Annotated in this window: 12 protein-coding genes; 9 read left to right on the top strand and 3 right to left on the bottom strand. The window is 41.5% G+C overall.

Annotation, left to right across the window (positions count from 1 at the left end; genetic code table 11):
- Window positions 1–231 precede the first annotated feature (231 nt).
- Window positions 232–690, top strand: a complete 459-nt coding sequence (locus PQ469_RS25165) for an Lrp/AsnC family transcriptional regulator (RefSeq protein WP_274210136.1) — start codon at window positions 232–234, stop codon at window positions 688–690.
- A 58-nt stretch (window positions 691–748) separates the two neighbouring features.
- Here the strand turns inward: PQ469_RS25165 and PQ469_RS25160 are convergent, their stop codons facing one another.
- The gene (locus PQ469_RS25160; RefSeq protein ID WP_274210135.1) at window positions 749–2,155 is read right to left on the bottom strand and encodes a TlpA disulfide reductase family protein; all 1,407 of its coding nucleotides are present in this window, start codon (window positions 2,153–2,155) and stop codon (window positions 749–751) included.
- Window positions 2,156–2,334: 179 nt separating this feature from the next.
- On the opposite strand from PQ469_RS25160, the gene PQ469_RS25155 reads away from it, so the two are divergent.
- From PQ469_RS25155 to PQ469_RS25120, 8 genes are all read left to right on the top strand, one after another.
- A complete protein-coding gene (locus PQ469_RS25155; protein ID WP_274210134.1) occupies window positions 2,335–2,562 on the top strand; it encodes a hypothetical protein in 228 nt (75 codons plus the stop codon).
- 205 nt (window positions 2,563–2,767) lie between these two features.
- Entirely contained in the window at window positions 2,768–3,232 is a 465-nt protein-coding gene (locus PQ469_RS25150; protein ID WP_274210133.1) for a DUF1772 domain-containing protein, read from the top strand.
- Window positions 3,233–3,617: 385 nt separating this feature from the next.
- Window positions 3,618–4,595, top strand: coding sequence for a FecR family protein (locus tag PQ469_RS25145; protein WP_274210132.1), 978 nt, complete (start codon window positions 3,618–3,620; stop codon window positions 4,593–4,595).
- 185 nt (window positions 4,596–4,780) lie between these two features.
- Window positions 4,781–8,182, top strand: coding sequence for a SusC/RagA family TonB-linked outer membrane protein (locus PQ469_RS25140; RefSeq protein ID WP_274210131.1), 3,402 nt, complete (start codon window positions 4,781–4,783; stop codon window positions 8,180–8,182).
- Window positions 8,183–8,194: 12 nt separating this feature from the next.
- Window positions 8,195–9,583 carry a RagB/SusD family nutrient uptake outer membrane protein gene (locus PQ469_RS25135; RefSeq protein WP_274210130.1) on the top strand — a complete coding sequence of 463 codons (1,389 nt, stop codon included), beginning with the start codon at window positions 8,195–8,197 and terminating at the stop codon, window positions 9,581–9,583.
- Window positions 9,584–9,656: 73 nt separating this feature from the next.
- Window positions 9,657–11,144: a redoxin domain-containing protein gene (locus tag PQ469_RS25130; protein ID WP_274210129.1), complete on the top strand. Its 1,488-nt coding sequence runs from the start codon at window positions 9,657–9,659 to the stop codon at window positions 11,142–11,144.
- 161 nt (window positions 11,145–11,305) lie between these two features.
- Window positions 11,306–11,752 (top strand): protein-disulfide reductase DsbD domain-containing protein, encoded by a 447-nt coding sequence (locus PQ469_RS25125; protein ID WP_274210128.1) that lies wholly within the window; start codon window positions 11,306–11,308, stop codon window positions 11,750–11,752.
- Between the two features lie 411 nt (window positions 11,753–12,163).
- Window positions 12,164–13,591 (top strand): L-serine ammonia-lyase, encoded by a 1,428-nt coding sequence (locus PQ469_RS25120; RefSeq protein WP_274213849.1) that lies wholly within the window; start codon window positions 12,164–12,166, stop codon window positions 13,589–13,591.
- A gap of 119 nt (window positions 13,592–13,710) precedes the next feature.
- Here PQ469_RS25120 and PQ469_RS25115 read toward each other — a convergent pair whose 3' ends face one another.
- Both PQ469_RS25115 and PQ469_RS25110 read right to left on the bottom strand, forming a co-directional pair.
- Complete coding sequence (locus PQ469_RS25115; RefSeq protein ID WP_274210127.1) at window positions 13,711–14,103, bottom strand: DUF2255 family protein; 393 nt, start codon at window positions 14,101–14,103, stop codon at window positions 13,711–13,713.
- A 23-nt stretch (window positions 14,104–14,126) separates the two neighbouring features.
- Window positions 14,127–14,861: a carboxymuconolactone decarboxylase family protein gene (locus tag PQ469_RS25110; RefSeq protein ID WP_274210126.1), complete on the bottom strand. Its 735-nt coding sequence runs from the start codon at window positions 14,859–14,861 to the stop codon at window positions 14,127–14,129.

Raw genomic sequence — 14,861 nt, 5'->3', positions numbered from 1 at the left:
ATGTCACCGAAATACCGGTCGGTTCTTCTGGAAAGCGGGAAAATATCCTTACAGGCCGATACCCCAATACATTGTTATTTTATTAAAAAAGCCATTTTGCTAATTTTTTCAATAACTATTTATATAATTTTAATAAATTTTACGGAAAAATAGCCATATTAAAAAAAAAATCACGATTCCTGGAAAATATTTTGCTTATTATTGCATAGGTCAAAATGAATAAAAAACATCATGGAATTAGATCCTACAGATAGAGAGATTTTAAAACTTTTGCAAAAGAATGCACTACTAACCAACAAAGATATTTCAGGAAAGATTTACAAATCTATAGCTACGATTTATGAGCGCGTCAGACGGCTTACAGAAAATGGGTATATATTACGCACAGTTGCCATTCTTGACAGAACTAAGATTGATAGAAGTTTAATTGCATTTAGCCAGGTATTATTAAATGACCACGCCGCCGGAACTTTAAAGCAATTTGAAACGGAGATAGCGAAATTCCCGGAAGTGATGGAGTGTTTTCAAATGACCGGTACCTTTGATTTCCTGCTCAGGATAGCAACGGCTAACATGGAGGCATATCATGACTTTTATCGCAATAAATTAGCTACGTTGCCTAATATTACTACGGTACAAAGCTTTTTTGTACTTTCGGAAACTAAAAGTGATACCGCCTACCCGCTGTAGTATTAAGATAGACGATATGCACAATTGCCCCAGTATTATTTAAAGTTGAACAGCAATTTTAACTGTCACCTTTTGCCAATTCAATCATTGCTGAAACTTCTTCGGCAGAAGCTTCATCACCTCCATTAAATCCTTCGATTAAAAATCTGATTCGACCGTTGCGGTCAATCACATATTTAGTGGGAATACCCTCTATCTTGAAAGCACTAACAGCAGGATTAGTCTTGGTTTTTGAATCATAATAATCCATGTATAGGTCAAACGTATAATTCTTCGACTTTAGATATTGTGAAGCGTCCTTCAAAGGCTCTTTAGCACTATGTTCCCAAGTATGAATAAACAAAAAAGCCACCTTCCCATCATTCTTGTACCTGTTTACAACCTGCTGCATAGCAGGAAATGAAGCTTTGCAGGGCACACACCAAGTTGCCCAGAAATCCAGCACGACAATTTTCCCTTTAAAGTCAGACAGCGATACCGTCTTGCCGTTTATGTCACGAACGGTAAAAAATGGAGTGGGATTATTGATCATGCTGGGAGCTACTTCCTGCCGGATACGTCTACTCAAGGCTTCATTAAGTGTTTTAAAAGAAGAATTCGTATCCTTGCCCATTTTCTGATATGCCACAGCTAATTGTGCTCTCATATCAGGTGTTCCCTTGCCTTCCAAAATGGCCGCTTCAAGTGCTGTAATGATACCGGTATAATCGTTTTCAGCACGCAGAATAGTTGTATAATCTCCAATGATTTCGTCGCTTCTGCGCATACCTGTGGATTCAGCATATACTTTTTTAATTAAAGGAGCAGCTTCTTCAATTTTGCCATTGCTGATGAGAATATGGGCATAGGTCGCGTCGATTCCGTTATTACGCTCTCCGGTCCCGGAATTGTTGGAGGATGATTTAATTTCCCTTAACATCTCTTCTGCCTTGGCAGGGTCCAGGGCATAAACGCCCCGGGCGGCTGATGCCAAAAGTGATGGGGTTCGGATCGAGTCAATATAAATAAAGGCGCCTTTAAGATCCTTATCAGCGATCCTCTTCATCGCAATAGAAAGTTCTACAAAGCCAGATCCCATGCGGTTATTGGCCGCATGAGCAAAGCGCTTGCGCATAGCAAGGTACTTTTCCCGCTGTTTTGCCGGGTCATTTTCGGCCATCACTTCCATGCTTGCGCTTTGAAATCCATAATCTCCCAGAGGAAACCGTCTTGCTGTTGAACGAAATGCGCTATCACTCATAGCCCTATTTTCTTTGACATTGTAGAAACGGACTAAGGCTTCCCCGTCCACTTCATTACCTGTTTTAAATAGCTGTTCAATCTTTTTTTGCCTCGCAACAGTATCGGTCATTTTAAGAAGGCCATCCAAAATGATTCCTGATTTGGTTGTATCTTTATCTTGGCCATATGTAGAAACGCAGGATAAAACCACAAGGGCGACCAGGGAAAGTATTATTTTTTTCATATGTTCATAATTTAATTGATCTATTGAATTACTTCTTTATTACCAGTTACATAAGTCTAGCTGTTACCCTTAGTTGATCTCAAAATAAATTTAAATTCAAGGCCGACTATCATTATTCACAAGTCACGCTGAAATGAAACGAGTGAACGCCTTGAACGGGACGGCTGCTGGGGAAAGGGATGACCATGCAGCTGCAACGAACAATACCGGGCGAGCGCGCGCAGTATGTGGCGGCGATCAATGCTGCAGGAAGATCACTCTATATTGAAAACCAGCATATGGACGTGCTGGAAATCATCGATAGCCTGCATCAGGCGCTTCACCGTGGTATTACAATAATATTACTGATGCCTGCCGCACCTAACAATGCCCTCGTGCCGCTACGGAAATTCGGCAGCAGGAACTAACACGGTAAGCACGGTGCTTATTTATATCATTCCGGCCATTTCTTAAAAAAAACAGACGGCATCTTGCCCCCTGACGTTCACATTATTTCAACGGCTTATTCAGTGGGGGCGTCCGTATAATACAGGAAATCTCAGTAAAGAAGGAGCAACATGCGTTCCTTAGCAGTTATTTAAAATATTTTCGCCGTACAATCGTCTTAACTATATGAGCCCTATCCACTTGCTTTTAGTTGCCACCCAATTTACACTATTCCTGGTCTGCGGCGTATTCTGGGGTTTGTATTTCTCGATCAGCAGGTCCTACCAGGTATTCACTGCGGGAGAACTGGCCAAAATTGCACGAACAATCGTAGCCAACCTGGAGGTTCCCATGCGGAATATCTCGCTGCTTTGCATCGTCCTGATGAGCCTCTCGATCTCATTTTATCCGGATAGAAGCGGCTGGAGCTTTTATGGCATAATAGCTTCCATGTTGTTCATTATTACCTCCCTGGTAATTACTACTGCTATTGAGGTACCCATCAATAACATGGTGGTGACCTGGACAGATGATGATAAACCGGCAGACTGGGAACAACTGCGCGGCCGCTGGCAATATTTTAACGTGGTTCGAACGATCCTGGCCCTGCTAAGCTTCGCCTTATTCGCCGCTGCGGTTGTCTTCGCTTAAATTCGGGAAAGGATTGGCAAAATGCTACTTTGCATTTCACCCATCGATCAGCTCACTGCTTATTCCAATGATTATATTCTGATCAGATAAGCGGAATGAGAGGCGCAGGCTACCCGTTAGATTAAAAATGGGTCAAACGTACGCAATTTATCCTGCAAGGACCACGATGCCTGCGAACGCTAACTTTGTAGTTTGCGTTTTTTAATAGGTAAGGACCCGTATGATCATTGATGACCAAAGTGTAAATCAACCATGGATAATGATCGTGGACGCTTTTGTTAATTTTCTCTTTTAAAAGAGAAAATTAACAGCTTTATAAAAATATATTTTTATCCACTAAGGGTAAACCACTACCTTATGTTACCTTACTTTAATTACCATAAAAATGGAAGAGCAACATTTGACCGACCTGATCGGAAAGTATTTAGCGGGGAAAGCGACTGATTCGGAGAAGAAAGAACTGAATGATTGGTATTCGCAGCAAAATGAAAGAGAAGCGGTATGGGAGAGTGATGTCGACAATGAGGAAAAAAGAGTAGAAGCAAGAATGCTTAGACAGATTAACGCACATGTTCAATCAACAAGGACCAGGGTATTTTACTTTAACAAGAGATTTATTCGCGGGGCCGCCGCGGTGTTTGCTGGTTTTTTTCTATTGTCCGGTATTTATTTTTTAGTTGCACCACGCCACAGCGGAAATAAAAATTTAGTAGCGGCATCAGTTAGCGCACCTGTTAAATTTTCTGAAAATAAATATGTGAAATTACCAGACGGAAGTATTGTGGTTCTTCATTCCGGAAGCAAAATACAATATAATTTCAACGGAAAAGTCCGGGAACTTTCATTGTTTGGTGAGGCGTATTTTGATATCAAGCATAAGACAGATCAACCGTTTGTCATCCATACGGGTAATCTAACGACCACTGTTTTAGGAACAGCCTTTAATATTGTTGCGTTTCCGGGGCAGAACATTACGGTTTCAGTGACCCGTGGAAAAGTAAGCGTTGCAGACAAAAACAAAAAAATTGTCGCGGTACTATTGCCCAACCAGCAAGTTACCTATAGCGACGTTACCAAAATGGGGAACCTTCAAATTGTTAAAGCAAAGGAGGTGATTACCTGGACGAAGTCAGATATGCAATTAGATGACATACCTTTCAAGCAGGTAGCTGAAAGGTTGAGCAGGCGTTATAGCGTCGAGGTAAAGTTCAAAAATCCGGATTTGGAAAAATGCCTGATCCATGGAAGGTTTGACGGAACAGAATCCCTGCAGCAAGTGTTGGATGTATTGACTCGAACAATCGGTGCTAGTTATACTATCGATGGACAGAATATTATGATAGACGGAACAGCATGTCAATGACAATAATTCTTTAACCCTATTTAAAAATTAAAAAAAACTATGGAAAAAATTTACACAAAAAGCTAAGTTATTAAACGTCGAGCTACGTAGGACGCATAGACTCCACAAAAAAACTCCTCAGCCTTGGACAGCAATAAGGAGTTCGAATAAAAAATTTATTTGCTCATTTTTTAAACATACAAATAATGCAAAAATTAACTGCTTTTGCAAAAAGGAATTTCTATCCCCTTTTTAAAATAAAATCTCGAATTAATTGGCTTTTTATTATGAAATTAAGCGTTTGTTGTGGAGCTTTTTTAATATGTAGCTTTACTCTGCTTGCTTCTACCCCTTCATCCGGACAAAGCCTCCATGGAACGAAAATATCTATGGAAGCTAAGGGCGAGTCTCTTAAGTCTGCGCTGCAAAAATTACAGGATCAGACAGGGTTTGTTATCTTTTATCGCTCAGATAAAATAAACAAATATCAAAGCGTAACGCTGGAAAATAAGCAAAGATCCGTAGCTGAAACCCTCGATTTACTGCTTAAAGGTACAAACCTTGAGTATCAACAGGATGGCAACAAGATTATTTTATCGGAGAAGGCAAAAGTAAGCGTTAGCCAGGCCACTGAGGTCAGCGAAATCACAGTTGCCGGTATTGTCAGGGACGAAAAGGACGATCCCCTGGCAGGTGTCACTATTTTGTGTAAACAAAACCATAATTTGGGTACGGCAACCGACCAAAATGGACATTTCAGTTTACCCGGTTTGCCTGAAAATGCGATTTTAGTTTTCAGTTTTATTGGTTATGAAACCAAAGAGATTCCTATAGGCGGATTGACAAGATTGGACATTCATCTTAAAGCTGCGCCCGGTTCTCTAAACGAAGTTCAAATCATTGGTTACGGTCAAACGACGAAAAGAGACAATACAGGGTCCGTTAGTTCGGTAACTGCAAAAGATTTAGGAAAACAGACCATCGATAATCCATTGGTTGGCCTCCAGGGCCGTGTAGCCGGAATGCAGGTCACCCAAGACAACGGATTGCCAGGAGCCGCTGTACGGGTTAATATAAGGGGCGCCTACAATCCTTTATCTGAGGCCGGTTATATTCCCTTATATGTCATTGATGGCGTGCCGTTTACCTTATTCAACGGCGCATCTCCAACATCAGATAATTTAAACGCATACGGTACTGCCGGGGCAAACGGCGGAGTAAGTCCTTTTAGTATGATCGCCCCTGAAGATATTGAAAGGATCGATATTCTGAAAGATGCAGATGCGACCGCTATATACGGTTCCAGAGGCGCGAATGGTGTAGTGCTGATCACTACCAAAAAAGGAAACCAGGGTAGGACAACTGTGAATGTCAATGTAAACAGCGGTATTGGAAAAGTACCCCGGTTTGTCCCCGTGCTAAATTTGCAACAATACCTTGATTTAAGAAGGCAAGCCTACGCAAATGCTGGAGCAACCCCCAGCGCCGAAAATGGCGGACTGGATCTGACAAGCTGGAGCCAAACAAGTTCAACTGATTGGCAAAAATACTTTCTTGGCGGAACTGCACATACCACAAATGCTACGGCATCAATCTCCGGTGGCGACGCGTCAAACACCTTTTTGCTATCTACAACTTATAGAAAACAAGGAACTGTGTTTATCGGAGATTATGGATCTAACTCTTTTTCCGGACGATTGAATGGCGGTCATACAAGTTTCAATAGGAAATTTAGTATCAACGCCTCGGCAAACTATTCCTACATGGGTACTGATTTACCGACAAGCGATTTTTCTGGTCCTTTTTCAGGGGTTACAGGTCTTGCCCCCAATTATCCGCTTTATAATCCTAATGGCAGTTTGAACTGGACCTCCAACAATCCGGTGGCTTATTTGATGCAACCTACTTTAGCGCAGACTACGAATCTGGTTACCAATGTTGACATGTCGTATCTTCTGGCAAAAGGCCTTACTTTAAAAGTAAATGCGGGATATACCCTGACAAGAATTAAACAGCAGCAACAAAAGCCGGCTAGTTCCCAGAACCCTTCTTTTGCGCCTACGAGCAGCCTGACCTATACAGACAATGATAATTCAAACTACATTATTGAGCCACAGGCCGGATATGTGCGTCAAATTGGAAAAGGCAAACTGGATGTAGTGGCCGGTATGACCTATCAGCAAAATAAATCGACCGGTGTATACCTGCTTGGTACTGGTTATGGTTCTGATGAATTACTGGGAAGTTTGATTGGTGCATCATTGGTTCAAACGCAGTATGCCAATTATTCTTTATACAAATATACAGCAGGCTTCGCCAGGGTAAATTATAACTGGGATAGTAAATATATCATCGACGGTACCTTTAGAAGAGATGGATCATCCCGATTCGGCGAAAATAAACGTTTTGGAAATTTTGGTGCCGTGGGTGCTTCCTGGATTTTTGCTGATGAAGAGTTTATGAAAAATATGAACTTTTTAAGCTTTGGTAAATTACGGGCGAGTTACGGTCTAACAGGCAACGACCAGATACCTAACTACCAATATTATGCGTTATATCAGGCAGTAGGTTCATATGGCGCCTATGACGGGTTTCCGACCCTTTTATCGACCAATATCGCCAATCCTGATTTGTCTTGGGAGACTGCAAAGAAGTTAGACATTGCCTTGGAGATGGGAATATTAAAAGATAGAGTTTTACTGAAGGTGGATTATTACCGCAACAGGACATCAAACATCCTGATGTATGAACCATTACCAAGCCAAACAGGTACGACTTCCCTATTAAAGAATGTTGGTGCTACATTTCAAAATAGAGGTTTTGAATTTGAGCTTAGTACAGTTAACGTTGCCAAGTCAAATTTTAAGTGGACGACCAATATCAATTTAACCATAAACAGGGACAAAATCCTTTCTTTCCCAGGCCTCGCTGATTCCTACTATGCTACTCAATTCATCGTTGGTCAGCCTGCCACTGTGCCATTATTATATCATTATACAGGACCAGATCCGCAAAACGGTCTTCCAACTTACCAAGATAAAAACGGCGACGGCGTTATTAATGAATCAGACCTGTCGCAAGCCCCTTATGGACACCCATTTTATGGTGGTATAACCAATAATATAAAGTATAAGTCTTTGGAACTGGATTTCACCTTCCAATACAATCACCGCATGGGGTATAAAGACGCGACACTCGCGTTCGCCTCATTGCCGTTTGGTTCAACTTATCAAAATCCTAGTACAGGAGCATTGAATAGATGGATGGCGCCGGGAAGTACAGGCTATTATCCTGTAGCAACCCTAAATTATGATCCTTCCTTTTCAAATCTGGATCTCTCGGATTATAATTGGGGTGATGCATCCTATCTTAAATTGAAAACAGTGAGTCTAAATTACTCTCTTCCCAAAATGTGGATAAGTCGAATTGGGTTCAGTAATGCCACAGTTTATTTACAAGGACAAAACCTTTATACCTGGGCTAAGCAGAAATACATTTATGACCCAGAGGTAGCAGCCGGCGGTGCCGGATCTGGGCCCGGGGTGGGTCGATTCAATGCTTTTCCACAATTACGGACTATCGTTCTTGGATTAAATTGTTCATTTTAAGCATCAAACATCATGAAATACAAAATTACATCAATTCACAACGCTACCTTCCTGTTAGCATTTATAACCATCGCCTTTGTATGCTCCTGCAAAAAATATGTGGATGTTCCCATTGCTCCCGGACTATTAACAACAGAAAAGGCCTTTGCTTCAGACAGTTCGGCCACCAGCGCAGTACTTTCGCTCTACAACTATTCTGCGACCAACAATAGCATACAGTATTATACCTGGACGGGGGGACTACAGGCTGATGAACTACAATATACAGGCACTGATCCCGCAACGATTCAATTTGAGCAGAACCAGATCTTCACAAATAACCCTATTTCTTCCGGTGGCCTATGGGGCTACCCTTATACGGCTATCCGGTTTGCAAATTCTGCTATTGAACAAATTAATATTTCAAAAAATATAACTCAGCCGACAAAGGATCAGCTTTCAGGAGAAGCGAAGTTCATGCGGGCATTTATGTTTTTCTATTTGTCAAACTTTTTCGGAGATGTACCGCTTACGCTCGACCCTAATCCGCTTAACAATGCAAAATTATCTAGGGCCACAAGTGCACAAGTTTATGACCAAATAATTACCGATCTTAAAAGTGCTCAATCCTTATTAACTGAAAACTATGCAGGAAACGCAGCTCACAGAGCAAGGGTCAATAAGTTGGCAGCAACGGCATTACTAGCCAGGGTTTACCTCTATCGAAAAGATTATAGAAACGCGCAGGAACAAGCGAATTTGGTCATCAATTCGGGAGCCTATGGCATGCCGGCATTAAACGAGGTATTTACCAACAACAGTCCGGAAGTGATCCTTCAATTTGCAACAAACAATGGCGTTTCAACGATTGGAAGTCAGTACCGGACCAACCCAGGAGATGCAACAAGCCCTCCACCTACCTATGTACTATTTAATAATTTTGTAAGATCATTTGAGCGGGGCGACAACCGCCGGACGGCATGGATTGATTCAACGAATTATAACAACACGACTTACTACCGGATTTATAAAAACAAAATTGCCGATCAATCACAGGGAAATAACGAGTACGACGTGGTTTTAAGATTGGCGGAGCAATACCTCATCAGCGCAGAAGCTAAGGCTCAACAGGGGAATGTGGCCGGTGCCGCGAGCGACCTGAATGTTGTACGAAGACGCGCGGGTTTGAGAAATACCACAGCCAATACACAAGCTGCCCTGCTAACGGCCATTCTTCAGGAACGCAAGGTAGAACTATTTGGAGAGTTCGCGCATAGGTGGCTGGACTTGAAACGTACAGATCAGGCAAATGCCGTATTGGGACCGTTAAAACCTACCTGGAAGCCAACAGCGGTTTTAAATCCAATTCCTAATCAGGATATTTTACTAAATAATAATCTTACACAGAACCCCGGTTACTAATAAGTTATAGACATTGCCGGCAGTAATGTCTGTACCGATGATTGCTTATCAAAGATAAATCAAATATAAAAAGATGAAAATCAGCATTTCAATAATAATAGCCGCGTCGGCTTTAAGTTTGTCAACCGCAAAAGGTTTAGCGCAAACAACCGTTAACCGAGATAGTACAAGAAAGGTTTTGCAAAACCTATTCATATCAAAAGACCCGCAGGACAAGGTTACGCTTAATGATAATTTAAAAAAACTTGCAGCAAGCGACAACGAAAGAGAGGTGATGCTGGCCGGTGATTATTATTATCAGCTTAAAAATCAAAAAGCGGCAGATTCATTATATCAACGCCAATTGGTGAAGTTTCCAATGGGCATGGCTGCAAGGGAAAAGGGTCAGCAGGCTATTTATGATCTAAAGACAGCGGAAGAACAAGAGGCGGCATATAAAAAATGGGTAGCTAAGTTTCCTCCTTCCCGATTTCCAAATATAGACCACGACCATCTTGTCTATGATTATGTAACTGTAGGCATCGCAATGCTGTATGCAGAGAAACATAATACCCGGAAAGCCCTGGCCTACATCAATATGGAAAAGGAGGAATTCTGGAAAACTAACGGATATTCCGGGCTTGCTGATGCTTTTGAAAAAGCCGGAGATAAACCTAATGCCAAGTTGTATGTCAAAAAAGCCATGGACATTGCCGGAAAATTCTATTACGCTAAAAATAATGATAATGCCGGAAAATTTGCTGCTTCAGGATACCCGGCTCTTTTAGCGAGATATGCGCAAATATTATTCGATGAGAAAAAATATACTGAAGCGTTAACTTATATAGAGAAATCTTATAAACTAAACAAGGAGGTTAACCCGGCAACCAGCTATTCCTATGCCAAAATGCTGATGAAGCTTGGCCGAAACAAAGACGCTTATTCGAAATTGGAAGGAGTGGTTAAAGCCGGCAAAGCTACTACCGAAATGGAAGCAACCTTTAAATCGCTTTACGTAAAAGTAAATGGCAGTAATAAAGGATATGACGCTTATGCCGCTGTAATCAGGAAGGGCTTTTTAGATAACCTCCAGGCAAAGTTGGCAAACGAGATCATGAATACGCCGGCTAACAATTTTACACTCAGTGATTTAGATGGAAATAAGGTTACACTGGCCGATTTAAAAGGAAAAATTGTAATTCTGGATTTCTGGGCGACCTGGTGTGGGCCTTGTAAGGCATCGTTCCCCGCAATGCAGATGGCTCAAAACAAATTTAAAGATGATCCAAACGTGAAGTTTTTATTTATTCATACATGGGAAAGAACCCCTAATGCTACCGAAGATGCAAAAGCTTTTATTAAAAGTAAAGGGTATAATTTCGAAGTGTTAATGGATTTGAAGGATCCTGCGACAAAACTGAATAATGTGGTAAGCAGCTATAACGTCGATGGAATACCTTCAAAATTTGTTATTGATAAAAATGGTATAATACGGTTTCACTTACTTGGCTTTGAAGGAGGTAACGAGGCTGCGGTTGATGAATTATCAATGATGATTGATATGGCAAAGGAAAAGTCTTAATTAACTAATTGAATTAGGATAAACAGATGATTACCGGCGAATTCATTTTCGCAACTATTGCCTGCCCTTAATTTTACCTGCTAAGGAAAATTAAGGGCTAACCTGAAGGGGAATCAGAACTATTTTAAACCTGGGTTGGGAAATCACATAATACGAAAAGAATGAAAAGGATATTAATAGCCGCCATCGTGATATTGTTCAGTATGCATACGAAGGCACAGATTTTAGCACCTGTCAAGTGGAGTTACGCAGCGAAAAAAATAAATAAAGAGGAAGCCGTCATATTTTTAAAAGCGACCATCGACAATGGCTGGCATATTTATTCGCAAAATGTAAAAGACGGAGGCCCGGTAAAAACCAGCTTTACTTTTACACCCTCAAAGGATTACACGGTTGCCGGTAAAACGGCAGAGCCCGCACCTGTAACTAAATTTGAAAAAGTTTTTAATATGGATGTCAGCTATTTTGAACACGCCGTGGTTTTTCAACAGAAAATTAAGTTAAAGGCAGGCGAAGCAATGATTAAAGGGCAATTGGAATATATGACCTGTAATGACAAGCAATGCCTTCCACCGGCAAATATTGACTTTAGCATTGCAGTAAAATAAACTAATAACATATTGAATCAATTATTCTGCTTACCAGAGCAGGTACTTATATATGCTATACAAGTTGACATAGGGACGACTGCATAACAGCGCCACTAAGTGCCAATACCCGGGAGCTATTTTGGGCCCAGCATATATAAAATACCTGGATGGCGGTCTTAACGTATATGGGGAAATATGAGGATCTATATGACAATATTGCCTTTGTCTTTGTAATTCTGGCTTTCATCCTGGCGGTGTACCTGATCGTCAGGATTTTAGTTAACCGATTCAGGGGAAGAGATGACCTGGATAGCTTTTAATTAGTAAAAGTCTTCATTTCGTTCTTTATTCAGTTATAGTTAATTAAAAAAATAAGGCATTCTCAGAAGCGGGTGCCCTATTTAAATGTTTAAAATGATAAAAGAGAAAATAGTAAAAGAACAAATATCTGTATTTGACATATTCAAGATCGGCATCGGGCCGTCCAGTTCCCATACGCTCGGTCCATGGCGTGCTGCTCTTCAGTTCGTGAAATCTTTAAAAAAGGGCAATAAGCTTGGTATAACTACCCAGGTGAAGATATTTCTATATGGCTCACTGGCTAAGACCGGCAAAGGACATGGCACAGATGTCGCTGTACTACTCGGATTGAGCGGATATGACCCGGTAACTTTTGATGTAGATCTAATTGATAGTAAGATAAAGCAGATCAGGGATTCTCGTGAATTAAGACTGGCTGAACAAAAAGTCATCGAATTTATTTATACGGATGACTTATATTTTCTTTATAATGAGATTTTATCCTATCATCCTAATGGATTGACCTTCCAGGCCTTTTTGAATTCCGGAAAAGTATTTTCAGAAACTTATTACTCGGTCGGTGGCGGATTTGTAGTTAAGGAAGGCGAAGAGGAAAACTTAGATAATCAGGTGGCGCTGCCATATCCTATTAATACAGCGGCGGAATTGTTAGCTTATTGCAAAGATACAGGTCTTCAAATCCACGAGCTGGTTATGGCAAATGAATTAACCTGGCGCTCTGAACTCCAAACCAAAGCGGGCTTACTAAATGTATTCAATACTATAAAAGAGTGTATTTATAAGGGGTGCCGTACAAACGGTATACTTCCCGGGGGCTTAAATGTAGCAAGAAGGGCCGCAGGAATTAATAGCAAGCTTTTAGGTAACGTCGATTACAAAAATTTTGATGAATGGGTTTTATTAATTAAAAACACGGGGAAGGAATTCAGCAATATTTTGGACTGGGTGAGTTGTTTTGCCCTTGCTGTTAACGAAGAAAATGCCTCTTTTGGAAGGGTCGTTACTGCACCTACTAACGGTGCGGCCGGGGTGATTCCTGCTGTTTTAATGTATTTCATCATTTTCTGTGACGAACAGTCTGAGGAAAGTCTAATCAGGTTTTTTTCGGTTGCATCAGAGATCGGTAGCATATTTAAGAAAGGTGCCACGATATCAGCTGCAATGGGCGGTTGCCAGGCCGAAATTGGTGTATCCTCGGCAATGGCTGCTGCAGCCTTGACCGACGGGTTGGGCGGTTCGCAGGAACAGGCGTTGATGGCCGCTGAAATTGCAATGGAGCATCATTTGGGGTTGACCTGTGATCCAATTGGTGGGCTAGTACAAATTCCTTGTATTGAGCGAAATACAATGGGTGCCATTAAAGCCATAGCTGCAGCCCAGCTCGCGCTTCAGGGAAATCCGGGACAAGCAAAAGTTAGTCTGGATGCGGTCATTAATACGATGTGGGAGACAGCACTCGACATGAACTCAAAATATAAGGAAACCTCTGACGGGGGACTTGCCACCAACATACCGCTCAGTTTACCCGAATGTTAATTCATTATTTGGTTATCTCTCAATACGCGAATATGTTTTAAACAGCGGGTATAGATTTTTCAATGCAAAGGTCTATACTCATCTCTTAGTGTTGATCTTTGTGTCTTATCTTGTAAGTTTTATCCTGCCCTTTGTGAAATTTTTATCGTAGCCGATTGTGCCCGGCTGCTGATCATATCGGCAAGATATGGGCTGTTCTTGTATTTTTTTTTATAGGCTTCATCGATATGTTGTTCTAAGGCGCGATCGTAAACAGGTTCAAAACCCACCTCTTTTGTCATGCCCGCGGCTATTATACGCCCGGCTTTCTGTTTCAGAGCGGCCTTGTGCCATCGTGACGCAATGCCGCTATAGGCGCGCACGTACAAATCCCCATCTACCACGACCGCCCATATCCATGTGGGCGTGCCGTATGTAACACCGTCTTCCCGATAGGGCGATATGTGCAAGTCATCAGCATCATCAATCTGTTTCAGGTCGTTTGGCGAAAACTGTTCATCATCTTTATTCATAATTGTAGCCACATAATTAAAATTTATTTTTCATTTTGCTTTATGGTAAGAGCCTTAGATAATATTTTACCAGCGATAGCGGCTTCGTTTTTACCGATACTGTCTTTAATCAATACGAGGGCCTGAGTCAATTGTTCCTCGCTAAGCCCCGTGTTTAAGCCAATACCAATATGCGATTGCAGCTGAGATTCAACGCCGCTCATAGCTGCGAGTGCAGAAATGGTGGCGAGCTCCCGTTGCTGATAAGAAAGTATATCCCGGCTGAAGATGTCGGCAAAAAGGTGCTCTTTTAAAAATGTATCGATCACAGGAGCAAATCCGTTGGCCCCCTTTTTTGGCCCTTTTTCTTCAACACCGGTGAGCGTTTGAAGCGTTTGCTTGCCCGTGAGGTATCTATTGTTATCGTTAACCGGGGATGCGTCGCGACCCGGTGCGTCAGAAATCCCTATAGCTTTGCGCTCATCAAGAACAGCCATCAAGGCATTAATACCATTAAGGCTTCGGGGAAAGCCGCAATAAGCATATAACTGAACAAGTACTTCCTTGATCTCGTTGATCGTAAGACCATCATCGAGGCCCTTGCTGAGACAAGCCTTCAGCCGGGGGATATCGCCTTTAGCCGTGAAGGCAGCGATGGTAACGATACGCTGTTGTTTTAGATCTAAATTTTGTTTGGCGACCATTTTGTTTTGTGCTTTAATGCCTGTATTAAAAAAGGAGAAAATAAGAATAAATGCTGCCGAAAATATTGTTTTCAT

Source organism: Mucilaginibacter sp. KACC 22773 (assembly GCF_028736215.1).
Taxonomy (GTDB): domain Bacteria; phylum Bacteroidota; class Bacteroidia; order Sphingobacteriales; family Sphingobacteriaceae; genus Mucilaginibacter.
The sequence above is the reverse complement of the archived record's forward strand: the minus strand, read 5'-3'. Positions and strand labels throughout refer to the sequence as shown.

Coding starts and splice junctions, on each gene's coding strand:
- PQ469_RS25140 (WP_274210131.1), top strand. CDS start 4,781: ATGCAAAAATTAACTGCTTTTGCAAAAAGGAATTTCTATCCCCTTTTT.
- PQ469_RS25110 (WP_274210126.1), bottom strand. CDS start 14,861: ATGAAAACAATATTTTCGGCAGCATTTATTCTTATTTTCTCCTTTTTT.
- PQ469_RS25145 (WP_274210132.1), top strand. CDS start 3,618: ATGGAAGAGCAACATTTGACCGACCTGATCGGAAAGTATTTAGCGGGG.
- PQ469_RS25155 (WP_274210134.1), top strand. CDS start 2,335: ATGACCATGCAGCTGCAACGAACAATACCGGGCGAGCGCGCGCAGTAT.
- PQ469_RS25115 (WP_274210127.1), bottom strand. CDS start 14,103: ATGAATAAAGATGATGAACAGTTTTCGCCAAACGACCTGAAACAGATT.
- PQ469_RS25130 (WP_274210129.1), top strand. CDS start 9,657: ATGAAAATCAGCATTTCAATAATAATAGCCGCGTCGGCTTTAAGTTTG.
- PQ469_RS25160 (WP_274210135.1), bottom strand. CDS start 2,155: ATGAAAAAAATAATACTTTCCCTGGTCGCCCTTGTGGTTTTATCCTGC.
- PQ469_RS25125 (WP_274210128.1), top strand. CDS start 11,306: ATGAAAAGGATATTAATAGCCGCCATCGTGATATTGTTCAGTATGCAT.
- PQ469_RS25165 (WP_274210136.1), top strand. CDS start 232: ATGGAATTAGATCCTACAGATAGAGAGATTTTAAAACTTTTGCAAAAG.
- PQ469_RS25150 (WP_274210133.1), top strand. CDS start 2,768: ATGAGCCCTATCCACTTGCTTTTAGTTGCCACCCAATTTACACTATTC.
- PQ469_RS25135 (WP_274210130.1), top strand. CDS start 8,195: ATGAAATACAAAATTACATCAATTCACAACGCTACCTTCCTGTTAGCA.